This window comes from Wolbachia endosymbiont of Nasonia oneida (assembly GCF_009012935.1).
In the GTDB taxonomy this organism is placed as follows: Bacteria; Pseudomonadota; Alphaproteobacteria; order Rickettsiales; family Anaplasmataceae; genus Wolbachia; species Wolbachia pipientis.
In genome coordinates this window covers 41,560-59,586 of record NZ_QESS01000003.1, presented here as the reverse complement: position 1 = coordinate 59,586, position 18,027 = coordinate 41,560, and the positions used below count along the sequence as shown (strand labels likewise).

Annotated in this window: 13 protein-coding genes and 2 pseudogenes; 4 read left to right on the top strand and 11 right to left on the bottom strand. The window is 35.7% G+C overall.

The window, feature by feature from the left end; all coding sequences use genetic code 11:
* Positions 1-48 precede the first annotated feature (48 nt).
* The gene (locus tag DEF52_RS02190) at positions 49-1,038 is read right to left on the bottom strand and encodes a ribonucleotide-diphosphate reductase subunit beta (RefSeq protein WP_006280119.1); all 990 of its coding nucleotides are present in this window, start codon (positions 1,036-1,038) and stop codon (positions 49-51) included.
* Positions 1,039-1,169: 131 nt separating this feature from the next.
* Between DEF52_RS02190 and DEF52_RS02185 the strand changes: the two genes are divergently transcribed.
* Complete coding sequence (locus DEF52_RS02185) at positions 1,170-1,508, top strand: outer membrane protein assembly factor BamE (RefSeq protein WP_006279908.1); 339 nt, start codon at positions 1,170-1,172, stop codon at positions 1,506-1,508.
* Between the two features lie 131 nt (positions 1,509-1,639).
* On the opposite strand, the gene DEF52_RS06505 is transcribed toward DEF52_RS02185, so the two are convergent.
* Positions 1,640-1,792: a hypothetical protein gene (locus DEF52_RS06505; RefSeq protein ID WP_237357331.1), complete on the bottom strand. Its 153-nt coding sequence runs from the start codon at positions 1,790-1,792 to the stop codon at positions 1,640-1,642.
* A 78-nt stretch (positions 1,793-1,870) separates the two neighbouring features.
* A complete protein-coding gene (locus DEF52_RS02175) occupies positions 1,871-2,491 on the bottom strand; it encodes a hypothetical protein (protein ID WP_006280120.1) in 621 nt (206 codons plus the stop codon).
* A 172-nt stretch (positions 2,492-2,663) separates the two neighbouring features.
* Between DEF52_RS02175 and DEF52_RS06855 the strand changes: the two are divergent.
* The 3 genes and pseudogenes from DEF52_RS06855 to recO all read left to right on the top strand — a co-directional run bounded on the left by DEF52_RS06855 (position 2,664) and on the right by recO (position 4,616).
* Positions 2,664-3,687: pseudogene (locus DEF52_RS06855) on the top strand (PDDEXK nuclease domain-containing protein).
* 76 nt (positions 3,688-3,763) lie between these two features.
* Positions 3,764-3,910, top strand: a complete 147-nt coding sequence (locus tag DEF52_RS06235) for a hypothetical protein (RefSeq protein WP_007548499.1) — start codon at positions 3,764-3,766, stop codon at positions 3,908-3,910.
* Entirely contained in the window at positions 3,894-4,616 is a 723-nt protein-coding gene (gene recO, locus DEF52_RS02165) for a DNA repair protein RecO (RefSeq protein ID WP_065094880.1), read from the top strand. Before DEF52_RS06235 ends, recO begins: the two co-directional genes overlap by 17 nt.
* A gap of 115 nt (positions 4,617-4,731) precedes the next feature.
* Here recO and DEF52_RS02160 read toward each other — a convergent pair.
* From DEF52_RS02160 to typA, 8 genes and pseudogenes are all read right to left on the bottom strand, one after another.
* Positions 4,732-5,558, bottom strand: a protein-coding gene (locus DEF52_RS02160; protein ID WP_151807586.1) for an IS5 family transposase whose coding sequence is annotated in 2 segments (ribosomal slippage) — positions 4,732-5,171 and positions 5,171-5,558 — 828 coding nt in all. Because the reading frame shifts where the segments join, the coding sequence is not laid out codon by codon here.
* 34 nt (positions 5,559-5,592) lie between these two features.
* The gene (locus DEF52_RS02155) at positions 5,593-5,856 is read right to left on the bottom strand and encodes a hypothetical protein (protein WP_151807735.1); all 264 of its coding nucleotides are present in this window, start codon (positions 5,854-5,856) and stop codon (positions 5,593-5,595) included.
* A gap of 52 nt (positions 5,857-5,908) precedes the next feature.
* Entirely contained in the window at positions 5,909-7,291 is a 1,383-nt protein-coding gene (locus DEF52_RS02150; RefSeq protein WP_151807734.1) for a PleD family two-component system response regulator, read from the bottom strand.
* Complete coding sequence (gene tatB, locus DEF52_RS02145; RefSeq protein WP_151807733.1) at positions 7,263-7,559, bottom strand: Sec-independent protein translocase subunit TatB; 297 nt, start codon at positions 7,557-7,559, stop codon at positions 7,263-7,265. The genes DEF52_RS02150 and tatB overlap by 29 nt, the downstream gene beginning before the upstream one ends.
* 4 nt (positions 7,560-7,563) lie before the next feature.
* Positions 7,564-12,297 carry an NAD-glutamate dehydrogenase gene (locus DEF52_RS02140; protein WP_151807732.1) on the bottom strand — a complete coding sequence of 1,578 codons (4,734 nt, stop codon included), beginning with the start codon at positions 12,295-12,297 and terminating at the stop codon, positions 7,564-7,566.
* Between the two features lie 27 nt (positions 12,298-12,324).
* Positions 12,325-14,886, bottom strand: a complete 2,562-nt coding sequence (gene clpB, locus DEF52_RS02135; protein WP_151807731.1) for an ATP-dependent chaperone ClpB — start codon at positions 14,884-14,886, stop codon at positions 12,325-12,327.
* A 969-nt stretch (positions 14,887-15,855) separates the two neighbouring features.
* Positions 15,856-16,101, bottom strand: a pseudogene (locus DEF52_RS06805) (PD-(D/E)XK nuclease family transposase); the annotation flags it as partial.
* Positions 16,102-16,163: 62 nt separating this feature from the next.
* Complete coding sequence (typA, locus tag DEF52_RS02120; protein ID WP_151807730.1) at positions 16,164-17,993, bottom strand: translational GTPase TypA; 1,830 nt, start codon at positions 17,991-17,993, stop codon at positions 16,164-16,166.
* Between the last annotated feature and the right edge of the window lie 34 nt (positions 17,994-18,027).

Below are 18,027 nucleotides of genomic sequence, written 5' to 3'. Positions count from 1 at the left end.
AATGAAAGTAGCTGACACTGGAATGACAAAGAAGAGTGAAATTAGCACTCACTTATTATTCGTGTCGTTTTCAGTAAAAGCCTCCTCCCATGTGCCTTGAGTTGCTGCACGGCTATACTCTGTTACTCTATTTTCAAAGAAATTCGTATGTTCCACGCCATTTAGTATTTCATCAAGCCACGGAATAGGATTATCATTGACATCATATATGGACTCAAGACCTAATTGCATTAACCGTCTGTTTGCTACGTAGCGTATGTAATTGCGCACTTCTTCTGCGGATAGTCCTTCAACATCTCCTAAATCAAAGGCAAGCTTTATGAATTCGTCCTCAAGTTCAACGATGGTGCGACATGCAGAATATAATTCCTCTTTAAACTCGTTGTCCCAAATTTCATTATTCTCTTTAATAAATGTATTAAATAACATGATAATTGAATTGGTGTGCAAAGTTTCATCACGGGCTGACCAGGCGATTATCTGCCCCATTCCTTTCATTTTTCCAAAACGTTGGAAATTGAGCAAAATTGCAAATGATGCAAATAACTGCAACCCTTCAGTGAATGCACCAAACACTGCTAGAGTTTTAGCTACATGTTTTTTATCGTGTTTTTTGCTTTCCTCGAATTCCAACATATATTCATATTTCTTTCTCATAGCATCATACTTTAAAAATGCTTGATACTCACTTTCTGGCATGCCAATTGTGTCTAAAAGATAAGAATAAGCTGCAATGTGTATGGTTTCCATATTGGAAAAGCTTGCAAGCATCATGCATATTTCTGTTGGCTTAAATATATTTGAATAATGCCTCATGTAGCAGTTATTTACTTCAATGTCTGCCTGAGTAAAAAATCTAAAGATCTGGGTTAGTAGATTTTTTTCTACACTTGAAAGTTTAGTTTTCCAATCCTTCACGTCATCAGCGAGCGGAACTTCTTCAGGTATCCAATGGATTCTTTGTTGCTGCAGCCACGCATCATACGCCCAAGGGTAATTAAAAGGTTTGTATATTGGATCTGCTTCTAACAATGACATAAGACACCTATTATTTTCTAAAGTAAATATTATATTAAGTGATATTGAGAATCAGTCAATTTAACTTTTTTGAAATTTGACGGCAGATAATTTATTAGTGTATTATAGCTTCAAGTAATTTATCAACAGAAATGCGAGTATTAATATCTTTTATTTTATTATTTACAGTGAGCTGCACTCACACTATTCACAATCACGGAGCTCCTGGCATTAGTGTTGAATTGTGGAGCAAGATAAAAGTAGGTGACGATAAAGAAAAAGTGGTTCACACTTTAGGATCACCAACATTAGTATCAAAGTTCGATGACAATGTTTGGTACTATGTCTCATATAAAATTAAACAAGCCAATTTTTTAGGAAAAAGGAAGTATAGTAGTAAGTCTCTGCAAATTTCATTCGACCAGGACGGTAAAGTTGAAGATACAAAAGAAACTGACATCTTAGAGAGATCTTTGGCTGTTTCTGATTGAAAGTTTGCTCAGATCTTCCTACGTCATACCGCGGTTCATTCCATAACTGTACGAACATTGAGATTTGGGCCTACCAGAAGGGTGTCATGAAAGTAGCTGACACTAGTTCCTTTATGACGGCAGTGCCCAGACTACTTGGATCCAGGAAACTTAATTGCAAGTAATGCATTGGGTTTGGTAAGTATGGGTTTTGCGTTATAGAATGAAGCACTTTTGGTGAATTTGTAAAGAAAACTGGATCCCAGTGTCAAGCACTGGGATGACACCATTTGTTGTAAACTCACTTTTACTCTATGGTTATACTACCTTGCTGCTATCCTGAACGGATACAGTGGGCTTATTAAATTATAGAATTACTTTAGCTATAGAATAAAATCTAGTGTTACTTCACGCCAAATGTGGTGGTGCTGAGTAGGCAAGCCGGTCAATGGGCTACATTTATATACTGCACGCATTGCATTATCTGCTATCGACCTGAAAAGTGGATTATTTCGATAGGAATCACTGTCTGCTACATCCGCCATAATTATCTCGCCTTGACTGGATAACAATAAGTTAATTTTTATATTAAAATTTTCTTTGTAAGCTATGCTTTCAGGAATGCTCCAGCATTTTGTGAGCTTTTCTCTTATAGAGTTAATAATTTCTGTTACAACTAATTCATCCTTTTTGCTCTCAACGCTTTTTTCGTTTCCTATTTCATTTTTTGCCCCTCTAACATCCCTTCTTAGTTTTTTCTCTACACTTTTTTTTCTTTTTGGAATTGGAATGAATTCTTTACCCTCGTTAATAATGACTTCTTCTTGCATTTCGATAATTTGCCTCGGTTGTGCTACAACAGTGTGCTCAACTATTTCTTTTTTCCTTTGTGGTATAGGAACAGCTAACGTATCATTCGTTTGGGCTTTTGTTGAAGATAACGAAAAAAGCAAAAAACAACATAAAGACAAAAAAAGAATATAATTCGAATAGAAAAAACGCATATGTTAAGCAGCTTGTTTTACTGGTTTAAAGCTAATATTGCACGTAAAGTCAATATATTTTAGTTGATGGACGAGTTTGAAGTCAATAAGGAATCCCTTCAAAGCTGAAGGCAAGCGAAAGATTGTCTTCTCGACAGACAAAGGAATTGTATAATGGATTAAAAGGAACCGTATGACAAAAATTATAGCAAAAGAATATACAGAATTTTTAGAGCAATTGAAGGATCATATTGCAACAAACCGTTATAAAGCAGCACTTGCAGTAAATAGTAAGCTTATTTTGCTTTACCACCATATTGGTACAGAGGTCCTAAAACGCCAAAAAGAACATACCTGGGGAGCTAAGGTAATTGATCAATTAAGTAAGGATTTGAGAAGTACATTTCCAGAAATGAAAGGCTTTAGCATGAGAAATCTGAAGTATATGCGTAAGTTTGCCGAAGAATATCCTGATGTTGAATTTGTGCAGGAGCCTCTTGCACAATTAACTTGGTATCACAATATCACTCTTTTGGAAAAAATAGAAAGTCATGAAATAAGATTATTTTATGTAAAAAAAGCTATTGAACATACGTAACATTATGGTGATGCAGATAGAACTTGGCCTTCATAAACGGCAAGGTAAAGCAATTACAAATTTTAAAGAAAAACTGCCTTATCCAACATCAGATCTAGCAAATCAAACTCTTAAGGATCCGTATATTTTTGATTTTTTAAGTATAGGTAAGGATGCTCATGAAAGAGAAGTAGAAAAAGGACTCGTAGGGCATATGGAAAAATTTCTGTTAGAACTCGGTGAAGGATTTGCATTTGTTGGTAGACAATTTCATTTAGATGTTGGTAATAAAGACTTTTATATTGATTTATTATTCTATCATTTAAAGTTACGTTGCTTCGTAGTGATTGAACTAAAAGATAAGGATTTTAAGCCGGAATATGCTGGTAAAATGAATTTTTATCTTTCTGCAGTTGATGATTTACTGAAGCACTCGACAGATCAACCTTCTATAGGGTTAATCTTATGTAAATCTAAAGACGATGTACTTGCTAAATATACACTCCGAGACATGAACAAGCCAATAGGGCTAGCAGAATATCGAATAACTGAAAATCTACCAGAGAACATAAAAACAGCTTTACCGACGATAGAAGAATTAGAAGCTGAATTATCCAAAATTTCAGACGAGGAAAAGTAATGTTACTAAAATCATTCAAACAATTATTTAGCAAACCAAAAGCTCAGTATGAAATGCATCAGGCTCAGGAAGAAGAGTGGCAGCCAATAACTTACTCTCTCATAGCCTTGAAACTTTGGAAGCAAACAGTAACGGAGTAAGTGATTTTTATGGATTACACGCTCTAGGTGCACTATCCTATATATCATACGGTCAATACACTCTAAATGAGATGGAAAGATGAAGGCATCATTATAGCTGCTAAAAAATACGGCGATAAAAACTTAATTCTTTCTCTGTTTACAAAAAATCATGGAAAGCGCAGGGGATTAACTAAGCTAACAAACAATAGCAATTATAAGTTTCAGATAAGTAATCTATTACATGCAGAATGGAGTGCTAAGTTACCTGAAAATCTAGGTTTTTTTAAGTGCGAATTAATCGAATCTCCATTCCATCATTTCTTTCAAGATAGGTTAAAAAGCATTACTATTGTTTCTTTCTCCTCTATTTTAGAAAAAGTGCTTCCAGAAAGTGAACCCTGTGCCATGCTGTATGACAATTTTCGATATTTCATCGATGTAATTAAACACAACAATCAGTCTTGGCAAAGCCATTATCTTAACTTAGAGCTTCTGCTTCTTACGCAATTGGGATTCAAGTTAGACTTATCCAAATGCGCTGTAACAGGTGTTAAGGAAAATCTGCAATTTATTTCTCCAAAAACTGGTAGAGCAGTGTCAAAAAAAGTAGGAGATTATTATGCAGATAAACTCCTACCTTTTCCACAAATGTTGCATGATGTATACAATAATACCCTACAAAACAGCTACTCATTCCAAGAATTTCAGTTAGGACTGAAAGTCACAGGATATTTTTTAAATAAGTATCTATTTTTGCAGTTAAATGTGAAATTTCCAGAGCTGAGAAACCTCATGTTGTCGCTTTAATCTTAGTTATCATTTTTTTGAAATCATTTCAGAAATCTATAGCTAACCCAAGCAACACGTCATACCGCGATTCATTCCATAGCTGTACAAACATTCATTAGACCTCTTTCGAAACTCATATAGACAGCTCAAAATTGTGAATTCCTGCTATAAAATTGAATCTCAAGCCAAAACGTTTTCTCCGATTGCGGTATCTGTCTGCAATAATTTTGAATCTTTTTAACAGACCAATTACATTCTCAACTACTACTCTTTTGCTTGCTAGCTCCCGATTTTCTACCTTTTTTTCCTTAATTAAGGGACTCTTTTTCATCCTTCTGTGTGGCAACTCGACATTTTTGTGAATTTTCTGAAAACCTCTATAGCCAGCATCGGCTAAAACTTTTATACCTTCTGATACATGCACTTTTGACTCCTTGAAAAGCCGAAAGTCATGCTTTCTCCCGTTTGAAAATGACGTACAAATAATTTTCTTGCTCTTCTTTTCTGCAATTATTTGGGTTTTTAGCGTATGTTTTTTCTTCTTTCCTGAATAAAATCTTTTCTGCTTTTTTTTGGTCTCTCTACAGGTGTTTCCGTTGCATCAATCACCAGAATCTCATATTCCACGTCGCTTTTTAGGAGTTCTTTTCGTCCTGGCAATGCGAAATCTGGGTGTTGTATTAGAGTATCCTCTACCCATTTTACAGTTTTATATGCCGTACTTTCACTTACTCCATAACTTTGACTTATGTGAAAATATGTACGGTATTCTCGTAAGTATTCTAATACCATGAGCAGCATATTCTCCTCGTTTAGCTTATTTTTCCTTCCTCCTTTGGCTTTCTTTTTTTTATTCTCTTCACATAAAATCCCTACCATTTTGTTAAATGTTGATCTCTTTACTCCTGTTAGTCGACGAAACTCCCCTTTATCGAGCTCTTTCACTATTTCATACTTCATTTCTCCTTACCTCAAAATTACTATTTTTACTACTTTATCCTAGTTTCGAAAGAAGTCTATTTTTGAAGGTAAATTGCACAGCAAATGGTGTCATTCCAGTGCTTGACACTGGAATCCAGAAATTTTGCTTATAACTGAGTTGATGAGCTAAAGGTAGTTGTCTTACGCTAAAACAAACGTTTTTAATTAAGTTGCATAGAAGCTGGATCCCAGTGTCTGGGCACTGGGATGACATCCCACTGGTGGGAATTGCTCCCAAACTACAACGTTCGTACAGTTGTGCGCGGTATCTCAGCATAGATTCCGCTAACGAGTAGCGGAATGACGGTTGTCGGTAAACTTAAGCCACTTTAGCTATAGCCAGTAACCACTCTATTTCTACCACTGTTTTTTGCTTTATATAAATATTTGTCGGCACGTACTATAAATTTTTTAATATCATCAAAGTCAGATCCTTGCATTTCTGCAATTCCAATGCTCACAGTTACATTATGGGTTGTATTTTTATCCGCAAGTACAAAAGGTTCTTTAGCAATAATTTTTCGTATTCTCTCCGCAATAGTATACGCATCTGATACATTGGTATCTGGCATTACAACAACAAACTCCTCACCACCAAACCTAGCTAGTAAATCTGTCACTCTGATATTTTCAGAAATTCTTTTCTGTATTTGCTTTAAAAGTTCATCTCCAGCACTATGCCCAAAACTGTCATTCACTATCTTAAAATAGTCTATATCAAGTATCATAAGAGACAACCTTCTATCCTTTTCCACAGAGTCCTTAACAATGTTTCTTAAGTGTGCATCAAAATATCTTCTATTATAACAGTTAGTTAATGGGTCCTTTATAGACATTTCCGCATTATTAAATAAATTCATTCTCAAGGCATCTTGATATCTTTTGCGTTTCACTTGCGAATTAACCCTTGCTATTAACTCACCCTCATCCAAAGGTACTGTTAAATAATCATTAGCACCTACATCAAGTGCTTTTACTAAATTGTTTTTATCATAATCCTCAGAAAGAATTAGAATTGGTGTATAACGTGTTTCCACCTTACTACGAAACCCAGAACACAAACGCAAGCCGTCAGTTTTTGAAAACTGCATATCAGAAATGATCAAGTCGTAATTATCCTTAATACCAACCTTTAATGCCTCTATTGGATCACTCAGTATTTTAATTGACCTAAAGCGTTGCTTTAGTACATTATATATTTGCTCTGCTTGATGAACATCCTCATCTACAACAAGTATGTTAGCATCAAAAATCTGATTAGAATAATCCATAATACTGTTTCCTGCGACTCCACCAATCTCAGCGTTGGTTTCTCCTCTTAAACGCAATTCATCTATAATCATTTTTAAGCGCGTGAGAGACTTAATTCGTGCAGATAAAGCAGTTTCGTTTATTGGTTTAGTCAGAAAATCATCCGCGCCAGCATTAATACCTTGCACTCTATCATGAGTGTCATGCAGTGCAGTTACCATAATTATTGGAATATGGGTTGTCAAGGGATCACTTTTTAGCTCCTTACAAACTTGAAAGCCATTCATCTTTGGCATCATGATATCAAGTAATATAATATCAGGCTGTTGCTTTGCTACTAAATCTATAGCTTCTTCACCATCATGAGCTACGATAACCGTATAGTACTCTGCTTTTAGTCGAGCTTCTAAAAGCTTGACATTAGATAGTACATCATCTACTACCAGAATCTTCGCTGTCATTATCTTTAGATGTATTATCTATATCGTAAGTAGGATAAAGCTTACCATTTTTACCAACTATGTAATTTACTTTCTCAGTATTACACTCTTTATATAAGTCTTCAATTCCGGCATCCTTCAATAACCTTTTGGCTTTTGACTTTGCAATTATAAAATACCTATATATAGTCTTAATAAAATCAATAAATACAGGTACCTTATTTTTATCAAGAACAATTATGCTCACTAAAGCTACAACTAAAATTTCTGAAAGACCTATATTGAACATTTTCCTATGAAGCAAGTACTTTAATCCTTCTGATTATAAATATTAATTTGCTTAAATCAAGTTTAGAAGCAACCATCTCATCTAAAAAACTATTATAACGTTCTATGTAGTCCTTATCATTACAAGCCCAGGTTTGAACCTTATCTTCGGGGTTATCAGTAGCTTTTATGACTTTAACAGCTAGCTTGTGATGGTAATTGCTTAAATCGTCTAATAAATCATTAACTAAGCTGCGATCCCAATAAGAAGAGCGGCTTTTCATCTTGATGGCAATTGTTCTAATCAGATCGAATCTTAACAGCGACTTTAACTCAAAGTATATTTTACCAGCATCAAGAATGGACAAAGATGTCTGTTCAGCAACAGATATAATATCCAGTGCATAAGTAAGAACGCACAGGTCAGCAATTTTTTTTGCTAGATCTTTATCTATATTAAGTTCCACTAAAGAAGTGTATCCATGATTATAGACCTTTAACAGGTGTTCATCTAAAACATCATGGCCTAAAGTTTCAATTGCATCTTTAAATTTTGTAACATCATCCAATTCTACAAAGCTAAGATTTTTTACTAACCAAAACGATACTCTGCCAATAAATTTCTGCACATTTCTCACTATTTGCAAGTATGAGTTAATATCAATTTTTCCATCCAATTCATCAATTTTCTGCCACAGGTTATTTAAATCATATAGGTGGTTAACAACGATATATATGTTAACTGCTTCGTGTACCTTAATTCCAGTATTCTCAACTAAATTATTAATAAATATACAGCCCATCCTATTTACAACATCATTTGCAATGCAAGTGGAGATAATTTCTCTACGAAGTTGGTGTTTTAATATGAAATCCTTAAACTCTGTTAACATCTTTTTAGGAAAATAACCTAGCAAGTAGTCATTAGATATAAGATCTTTTTCAGGCAGATCGGAATGTATAATTTTATTTTTTATTGCTGTTCTAGCATAAGATATTAGAATAGAAAGCTGAGGAGAACTGAAACCTTCTGCACCGGTTAACATCCTTGCTACCTCTTCGTCAGCTGGAAGAAATTCTACGCTTCGGTTTAACAGCCCAGATTTTTCTAAACTGAGCAGTAACCTGTGGTCCTGCTCCAATCTCTCTTTAGCTTGCAAACACTCAAGAAGTAATGCTTTTGTTTCAATTCTGTTGTGGTTCTCAAGCACCTTGGATGCAACTTCATCCACCATACTTGCCAGTATTTCATTCCTTTTTTCTAAAGAAATACCCCCTGCTTTCATAGCTGAAACAAATGCAATCTTAATGTTAACTTCAAGATCCGAACATATCACTCCGGCTGAATTATCAACAAAATCTGTATTGATATATCCACCTCTTTCAGCATATTCTATTCTTCCAAGCTGTGTGCATCCCAAATTTCCGCCTTCTATAAACATAGAAGCTCTAATATCCTTACCGTTTACTCTTAATTCATCGTTTGCTTTGTCACCGACCATGCTATGACTTTCACTCTTTGCCTTAACAAACGTGCCGATTCCTCCGTTCCATATGAAGTCCACTTTTGCTTTCAACAGATATCTAATTAAGTCGCTTGGAGATAACGTATCTTCTGTTATACCAAAGCATTTTTTCATTTCTTGAGAAATGTTTACTTGCTTGCTGCTACGCTCAAATACCCCGCCACCCTGAGAAATCAAATCTTTGTTATAATCCATCCAAGTTGAAAATGGTAATTCAAAAAGACGCTTACGCTCTGTGAAACTCTTTCCTGCATCAGGATTTGGATCAATAAAAATATGCATATGGTTAAATGCGCCGATTAAATGTATATTTTTTGAAAGCAGCATACCGTTTCCAAATAGATCGCCAGCCATATCTCCAATCCCAATTACAGTTACATCTTGGTAAATATCCTTATTCATTTTCCAAAAATGCCTCTGTGCTGCAATCCATGCACCTCTTGCTGTGATACCCATCTTTTTGTGGTCATAACCTGCTGATCCACCAGATGCAAATGCATCACCAAGCCAAAAATTATACTCAGAGGCTATTTGGTTGGCATAATCAGAAAATGAAGCAGTGCCTTTATCTGCCGCAACCACCAAGTATGGATCGTCTTCATCATACCTAATCACATTCTCTGGTGGAATTATTTTACCATCAACCACGTTATCAGTAATATCAAGCATTCCTCTGATAAAACTCTTATAGCACTCAACACTTTTCTCTCTTAAAATATTCTTATCTTTATAAGCTTGCTTTATTACAAACCCACCCTTTGCACCAACAGGGACAATAACCGCATTTTTTGTCATCTGAGCTTTCATGAGCCCCAAAACTTCAGTGCGAAAATCTTCCGTCCTATCCGACCACCTTAAGCCACCACGGGCTAATTTCCCTCCTCTTAGATGTATTCCCTCAAAAAGGTTTGAATAAATATACAATTCACGATACGGACGAGGATCAGGTAAACCATTTATTTTACTTGAGTCAAATTTTGTAGATAAATATGGTTTATCGTCTTGATAATAACTGGTCCTTAAAATAGCCATTATCAAGTTAAATATCGAGCGCAAAACGTAATCATGTGAAACATTGCTGATCTCTTTTAGAAGTTCCTCAATTTTTTCTCTGACAATGTCCGTAGTTTCTGCTCTATCAATGTCTATGTTAGGATCAAATCTTGCATGAAATAGTTGTATCAAATACTTTACTATTTTTGGATGCTCTGAGACTACCTTTTGGATATATTCTGGATTGTAGTTAAATGACGTCTGCTTTAGATAGGCACTTAGCGCTCTAATCAGAAGCACTTCCTTCCACTTGAGCCCAGCAATAATGATCAAACTATTGAAATAGTCATTTTTAATTTCCTTGCTAAACACTTTCGCAAGTGTTATTTCAAATTGCTCTTTTAGAGTAATGTTGTCTATTAATTCATCGACTCTTGACAACACAAAATGGTGTATCCATATTCCACCGTTAATTTCTATGTAATAGCCATTATGAGATAGAATTTTAGCTCCCAAATTCTTAGTGATCCTTAATATCTTCGATAATTCAAGGCCTCCATTGTTTGGAGTATAAACCTTTAATTGATAATTAAGATTATCACGAGTAAGTCTTAAATCGACCTCGCTAACTCCTTTCTTCCTCACTATCTCCAATTTTTTCATATCGTAATATGCGTCATGAGGTTCGAAACTCTCTTGATAGCTTATTGGAAATGCCTTGCAATAACGGATGAATATATCCTCAACAGTGCTAAAAGTATTGTATAAATTGTCTATAAAACGATCTTCCCACTTTTCTGTAATGTTTCTTAATTTGTTTTCGATACGCAAAACTTCATCATCAAGAACGCTAGCATTTTTGGTCTTTAGCACTACATGCAATTTCATCAAATCATATTCATTGATAATGTGATTGTTATAAATATCTGAACTTCCTGCACTTGTCTCATCCTTCAATATGTCACGTATCTTGAACATTAGCCTAGCGCTAGCATAACGCATCGGTATCAGCACTATGCAACTAATAAAATCCCCGACTCTTCTTAAAAATAATCTGACCCTTGGCCTAATCGCAAGAGACATGATCGAAATGCAAATTTTAAATAATTCGTCTTCATTTGATTGGAATAATTCATCACAAGAGAACACTTGCAAAATAGAAATCAAAGCTTTATTGTTGTGGCCCCCGGTTACAAATCCTGCATTTTTTTCTATAACTTTAACTTTATCTTTTATTATTGGAATAGTTCGAATATCTTGGACCTCCGCTACAGAAGTAAATAGCCCGAAAAAACGCCGTTCCTTTACTACATTACCCTGGTCATCAAATTCTTTTACTCCTATACAATTCATGTATGTACGCCGATGGACTATTGAGATTAGATCTGATCTCAATATGTATAGGGAATCAAGGTTTGCAGAAGGAATCAACGTACTTTGACCTACTCTCATCAGGCCAAGGTCCTTTTTGCCATCACAGACGAGTTTTTCATCTTTACCAGCAATATATTCTTGATAACCTAGAAATACAAAATTATTATTCTTTAACCAAACTAGAAAATCTTTTTGCTCTTGATTTCGGTCTGGTGTCATTCCAGTGCGTGACACTGGAATCCACGTGTCCTTTTCCTGGATCCCAGTATCAAGTACTGGGATGACAGAAAGACTTGCCTCATCAAGTTTCTTAAGCATTAAGTGCCAATCTTTCACAACACAATTAACTGCTTTCAGCGTTTTTTGTAGAGATTCTTTTAATGTATCAACAAAACTGTCACTTATACCTTTGATAATTACATATATAACTGACTCTTTTATTCCATTACTTTCTTCCAAAGGGTAAATCTCATCTATTAGGCCATCTTTTCTTTTAATGTTAATTATGCTGTTGCTGTAATAGCATATGGTTAAATCGTGCGACTTAATAGTTGTAATAACGGAGTCAACCAAAAATGGCATATCATCGTTTGTTATCTTAATCGTGGTAAAATCGCCTTCTATTCCTGGTATATCATCTATATTACTTACTACTAACTTACTTTCATCTTTCTCTTTTTGAGAAACAAAATTGTAAGCATCGTTTACAATATATAGCAAAAACTTATCATTGGCTTTTAGGTCGCTTTTATAAACAAAACTATAAAAATACTTAATAAATTTTTTAATTTTTTCTTTATCTTGCTGATTTTCTTGATCAGCTAACTTAAATAAAGACTCAGTGTCAACATTATGATCTATACACATTTTTTTTAACAAAAATACACAGTGAACTTAAACCTTTTTAACTAAGATTTCATTATCAAGAGCGTACACTATTAGTTCATCATTTTCTACTACTTTCCCCGATAAAACTAATTTAGCTAAATTATTTTGAATACACTCTTGTATCACCCTTTTTAGGGGCCTTGCTCCATATTCAGGGTCATAGCCAGTTTGTGCTATTAGTTCTTTAGCTTCCTGCGACAAACTTATACTCAGTTTACGCTTAGCAAGTGTTTTTTGTAAATAAGAAAATTGAACATCTATAATTTTATAGATGTCATTTCTGGTTAAACTGTGAAATATAATAATTTCATCCAGTCTGTTTAAAAATTCTGGACGAAATGTTGATTTAATTATCTGCATTACCTCATCTTTTACAGACTCAGCAATCCCCTTTAGCATTATCTCAGCACCAAGATTAGAAGTTAAAATCAGTATGGTATTGCGAAAATCAATCAATTTGCCATGACTATCAGTGAGTCTCCCCTCATCCAAGATTTGCAGCAATAGATTAAATATATCTGGATTTGCCTTTTCTATCTCATCAAATAAGATTACCTGATATGGTCTTCTCCTCACTGCTTCAGTTAATCTGCCACCTTGTTCATAGCCAACATACCCTGGAGGCGCGCCAATTAACTTTGAAACAGAATGTTTTTCCATATATTCTGACATATCAAAACGCAGAAGCGCTGATTGATCGTCAAACAGAAATTCAGCTAAGGCTTTCGCAAGTTCAGTTTTACCAACTCCAGTTGGACCTAAAAATAAAAATGAACCAAAAGGCCTGTTGGTATCTTGCACCCCAGAGCGGGAGCGCCTAACTGCATTACTTATCGCTTCTATTGCATCTTTCTGCCCTATTACTCTTCTTCCTATTTCATTCTCCATGTTAAGGAGTTTTTCCTTTTCACTATGCATCATATTATCAACTGGAATTCCCGTCCACTTTGAAACAATGTTTGCAATATCATCTCCAGTCACTTCTTTCTTTAAGAAACTATCAGTAACCTTTTCCTGATTTTTTAATTCATTCTCAAGCTGAGGGATCACACCATACATCAGCTCTCCTGCTTTTCCTAAATTTCCACTCCGCTGAGCCAATTCCAGCTCTTTTCTAGCGTTATCTAATTTTTCGGCTGTTTCTTGTATTCTAGCTATTTTATTCTTTTCCATCTGCCATTTGCTGTTCAAGTCAGCAAATTTACTGTTTAGATTTTCGATCTCTTCATTTATCTTTTTTAAACGCTGTTTAGAATTTTCATCACTTTCTTTTTTTAAAGCCTCTGCTTCAATCTTTAGCTGTATAACCTTTCTCTCAAGTTCATCAATAACTTCAGGCTTGCTATCCATTTCAATTCTCACCCTACTTGCTGCTTCATCAATCAAATCAATTGCTTTATCAGGTAAAAACCTATCTGTTATATATCTATTGGACAACGTTGCAGCAGCAATTATTGCACCGTCTGTAATTCTTATACCATGATGCACCTCATATCTTTCCTTCAAACCCCTGAGTATTGAAATGGTATCAGTTTCAGTTAGTTGAGAAATAAACACAGGCTGAAAACGCCTTGCAAGTGCAGGATCTTTTTCTATATGCTGACGATATTCATCTAAAGTTGTGGCTCCTATACAGCGAATTTCTCCACGCGCAAGAGCAGGCTTCAGCAGATTCGAGGCATCCATTGCACCACTTGTTGCTCCTGCTCCAACTAAAGTGTGCAATTCATCGATGAATAATATAATTTTTCCCTCCGCTCTCGAAATCTCATTAATCACTGCTTTTAACCTTTCCTCAAACTCTCCTCTAAACTTAGTGCCAGCAATTAGTGCTCCAAGATCCAAAGCTAAGACCTTTGCATCATGCAAACCAAGTGGCACATCGTTTGCAACAATTCTATTTGCAAGCCCCTCAACTATTGCAGTTTTTCCAACACCAGGTTCACCGATCAGCACTGGATTATTTTTTGTCCGCCTCAGTGATACCTGCATAGTTCTTCTGATCTCTTCATCACGACCAATTACAGGATCAAGCTTTCCTTGCATAGCAAGCTCTGTAACATCTTTTGTATATTTCTTTGCCGCGTTTAATTTTTCCTCACTGTTTGGCGAGTCTGCACTGCTGCCTTGTCTCATTTCTGCAATAACTGAGTTCAGTTTTTGTAGAGTCACACCATTCTCTGCCAGAATTTTGCCTACAGTATCATCTTTTTGTGCAGTGAGGCCCTGTAGTAAACGCTCAACAGCAACAAATGAATCTTTATTTCTTCTTGCAATACCAATTGAATCTTCAAAAACTTTTGCTATTTCTCTTGAAAGTTGAAGGCCACCACTTCCTGGACCTTCAATTACTGGCAACTTTTTTATTGCGCTATCCACAGCATCAGAAATACTTTGCACACTTCCACCACAAGCGTTTATCAAATCCTGAACTAAACCTGATTCATCTTCAAGCATCACTTTTAGTAAATGCTCAGGCATAAAAATCTGATGCCCAGCTCCCAACGCTTTCATTTGAGCACTTTGAATTAGACTTTTTGCTTTTTCGGTAAATTTATTTAAGTCCATAACACCAGTTAAATTCGTATTTGCTGATGTATATAACAACTGATTTCATAAATTTAAACCTAAAGTTGTTTATTGTTAGGTATGAAATTTAAAACTTTCTTAAAAAAGGAACTATCATAGTAACCATACAAATATCTTGTATCTCAAGACCTTTGGTTTTTGTTGCTGAAAATGGTTGTATTATTTAAGTTATTAACAATATACAATACTAAGTTAATGTAATTTATTTGGAGATGACAGGAAAATTTATTGTAACTTTATATTCTAAATAGAATAAAGTTCTTTTGTTAGTATTGTCCTTTTTGTAAAAAATATTCCTAATTTCTTCATCATTTCTGTGGGTAAGGTCATCTGCTTCTCTACCTCAAGTGGTTAACAAAGTTTCTTGTCACGAGGGACCAAATGGAAATCTGCTCGTTTTCACGCGAATTAATGTTACAAATTCTATACATTTCGTTACAAAATGGCATTCGCTTTCTCCATTATCCTTTACCTGCATTTTCATCAGCGTTCCTTGCGGTTTGCTTGCCATATAGGCGGAAATACAGGCTTACCCTGTTCCTTCTGTCATACAACAGTGGGTTAGGTGACTTCTCTATACCGGTGATTTGCGTACATCCAGAAATGAAAAATGTCACATTACCTTTTGGTCGGAGCTTATCAGCATCTTTAGCTCTTTAATCGTTACGATACTTATGAAGCTTCACTTACGTTCACCATACCACTAAGCCTAGCTCTCCAACCACATGATGCTTGTAGTTTATGCTCCTTTCACGATTGAGCATCTTCTTTTTCAAGAGGAGGTTCATTGTCCGCATCGCTTGGCACCAACCGGTTACCCGATTCGCACTGATGCGTAGACTCAGATGGCAAAACATCTGGTTTAATAAGTTTTAGAACTCTTTTAGTTTCTTTCTGAAGGAATTCCTCTCCTTTTAAACAATATGACCGAAGACTTTCAGGTCGCACCATTTCAATAATTAGCTGGGTTCCAGCAGAATCAGTACAGAAAACATCAACAATACTTTGTTTTTTAGAGGCAATCTCAGCATCCATGATAGTGCTGAGAAATTCTATTTCTTCTATTTCATCTTTGCCAGCGAAGCCCAATATATCATTGAGAAAGTGAATGAGAATATCTTTATTTTTCTCAGTGCCAAATATTCTCTTGAACGCGAAATTGTTTTTTGGATCGAGAAATTTCGAAAAGGCCATAATTAAATACAATTAGGAGACGAATAATTATACACTATTTTTCGCAAATGTTCAACCTCTGATTACTCCTTATTCTTTGCCCTTCCTGCACGCTTACGTTCATTTGGATCAAGGAATTTCTTGCGTAAACGTATAGATTTTGGAGTTACTTCCACCAATTCATCATCATCTATATACGCTATCATATCCTCCAGTGTCATTATCTTTGGTGGAGTGAGCTTTATAGCTTCATCACTACCTGAAGCTCTTACGTTTGTTAATTGCTTACCCTTTAACACATTTATCTCCAAATCATTGTCACGGCTATGCTGGCCGACAACCATGCCACAATATACCTTATCCTGTGGCTTAATAAACATAATTCCCCTGTCTTGCAAATTGAAAATTGCATATGCCACAGCCTCACCCTTATCTGTAGAAATTAAAACTCCATTGCGCCTTCCAGAAATTGGACCTCTATGTGGAGCATAACTGTGAAATAAACGGTTAATTATGCCTGTGCCACGAGAATCAGTTAAAAACTCTCCTTGATAACCGATTAATCCTCTTGATGGCACTAAAAACGTTAATCTTGTCCTGCCATTACCAGAAGGTCTCATGTCAGTTACTTCACCTTTACGGAAGCTGAGTTTTTCCATGATGATTCCACTATATTCATCATCTACATCAATTACTACTTCCTCTATAGGTTCAAGTTTTTTACCGCCTTCTTCTTTAAATAACACACGAGGGCGTGATACCGAAAGCTCAAAACCCTCCCTTCTCATATTTTCAATTAACACTCCAAGCTGCAACTCACCGCGTCCGCCTACTTCAAACGCTTCACCGCTTGGTGCCAAAGTCACAGTAATTGCAACATTTGTTTCTGCTTCCGCATATAAACGATCCTTTATAGCAGTTGAAGTAAGCTTTGTACCTTCTTGCCCAGCAAAAGGTGAATCATTAACGCTCAGAGTAATCGCCATTGTCGGCGGATCAACTGGAGTTGAGCTTACTGCAGTTGTAACTTCTGGTGCTGCTATAGTATCTGAAACCGAAGCTTCCTCAAGTCCTGCAATTGCAATTATGTCTCCCGCCACAGCTTGTTCTACTGGAATACGTTTCAAGCCAGAAAATGAGAGCAACTTAGTTAATCTTCCTCGTTCAATTACTTTACCATCGAGGTCAAGCACCTTAAGATCTGAATTGACTTTTGCAACGCCCTGATAAACCTTTCCTGTCAATATTCTGCCAAGAAACTTATCAGACTCAAGTAGAGTGACTAACATAGCAAAAGGGGCATTTTGATCATAAACAGAAGGTTTTATATAATCTATAACCGTTGAAAATAATGGGCTTAAATCTTTTCTTTCATCGGAAAGCTCCTTAGCACACCAACCATTTCTACCTGAAGCATACAACACTGGAAAATCTAGCTGCTCGTTAGTTGCATCAAGGTTAAAAAATAACTCATATATTTCATTTAGTACTTCATCAATTCTGCTGTCTGGTCGATCAACCTTATTGATTATCACAATTGGCTTCAAATTTGCTTTTAGTGCTTTTGAGAGCACAAATTTTGTTTGTGGCATTGGACCTTCTGCAGCATCAACCAGCAGCAACACACCATCTGCCATGCACAATACCCTTTCCACTTCCCCACCAAAGTCCGCGTGCCCTGGCGTATCAATAATATTGATCTTTTCATCGCCCCACATTATTGATGTGCACTTTGCAAGTATTGTAATTCCGCGCTCACGTTCTTGGTCGCCACTATCCATAACTCGCTCTTGAACTTCTTGATTCTCGCGGAACGTACCACTTTGTTTTAACATGTTATCAAGCAAAGTAGTTTTACCGTGGTCAACGTGTGCGATTATTGCTATATTACGGATCGATTTAAATTCGTTCATTTTCTATCATTTCAAAATTAATTTAGTAATAAGT

Coding starts and splice junctions, on each gene's coding strand:
- DEF52_RS02190 (WP_006280119.1), bottom strand. CDS start 1,038: ATGTCATTGTTAGAAGCAGATCCAATATACAAACCTTTTAATTACCCT.
- DEF52_RS02185 (WP_006279908.1), top strand. CDS start 1,170: ATGCGAGTATTAATATCTTTTATTTTATTATTTACAGTGAGCTGCACT.
- DEF52_RS02175 (WP_006280120.1), bottom strand. CDS start 2,491: ATGCGTTTTTTCTATTCGAATTATATTCTTTTTTTGTCTTTATGTTGT.
- recO (WP_065094880.1), top strand. CDS start 3,894: ATGAGATGGAAAGATGAAGGCATCATTATAGCTGCTAAAAAATACGGC.
- DEF52_RS02155 (WP_151807735.1), bottom strand. CDS start 5,856: ATGCTGAGATACCGCGCACAACTGTACGAACGTTGTAGTTTGGGAGCA.
- DEF52_RS02150 (WP_151807734.1), bottom strand. CDS start 7,291: ATGACAGCGAAGATTCTGGTAGTAGATGATGTACTATCTAATGTCAAG.
- tatB (WP_151807733.1), bottom strand. CDS start 7,559: ATGTTCAATATAGGTCTTTCAGAAATTTTAGTTGTAGCTTTAGTGAGC.
- DEF52_RS02140 (WP_151807732.1), bottom strand. CDS start 12,297: ATGTGTATAGATCATAATGTTGACACTGAGTCTTTATTTAAGTTAGCT.
- clpB (WP_151807731.1), bottom strand. CDS start 14,886: ATGGACTTAAATAAATTTACCGAAAAAGCAAAAAGTCTAATTCAAAGT.
- typA (WP_151807730.1), bottom strand. CDS start 17,993: ATGAACGAATTTAAATCGATCCGTAATATAGCAATAATCGCACACGTT.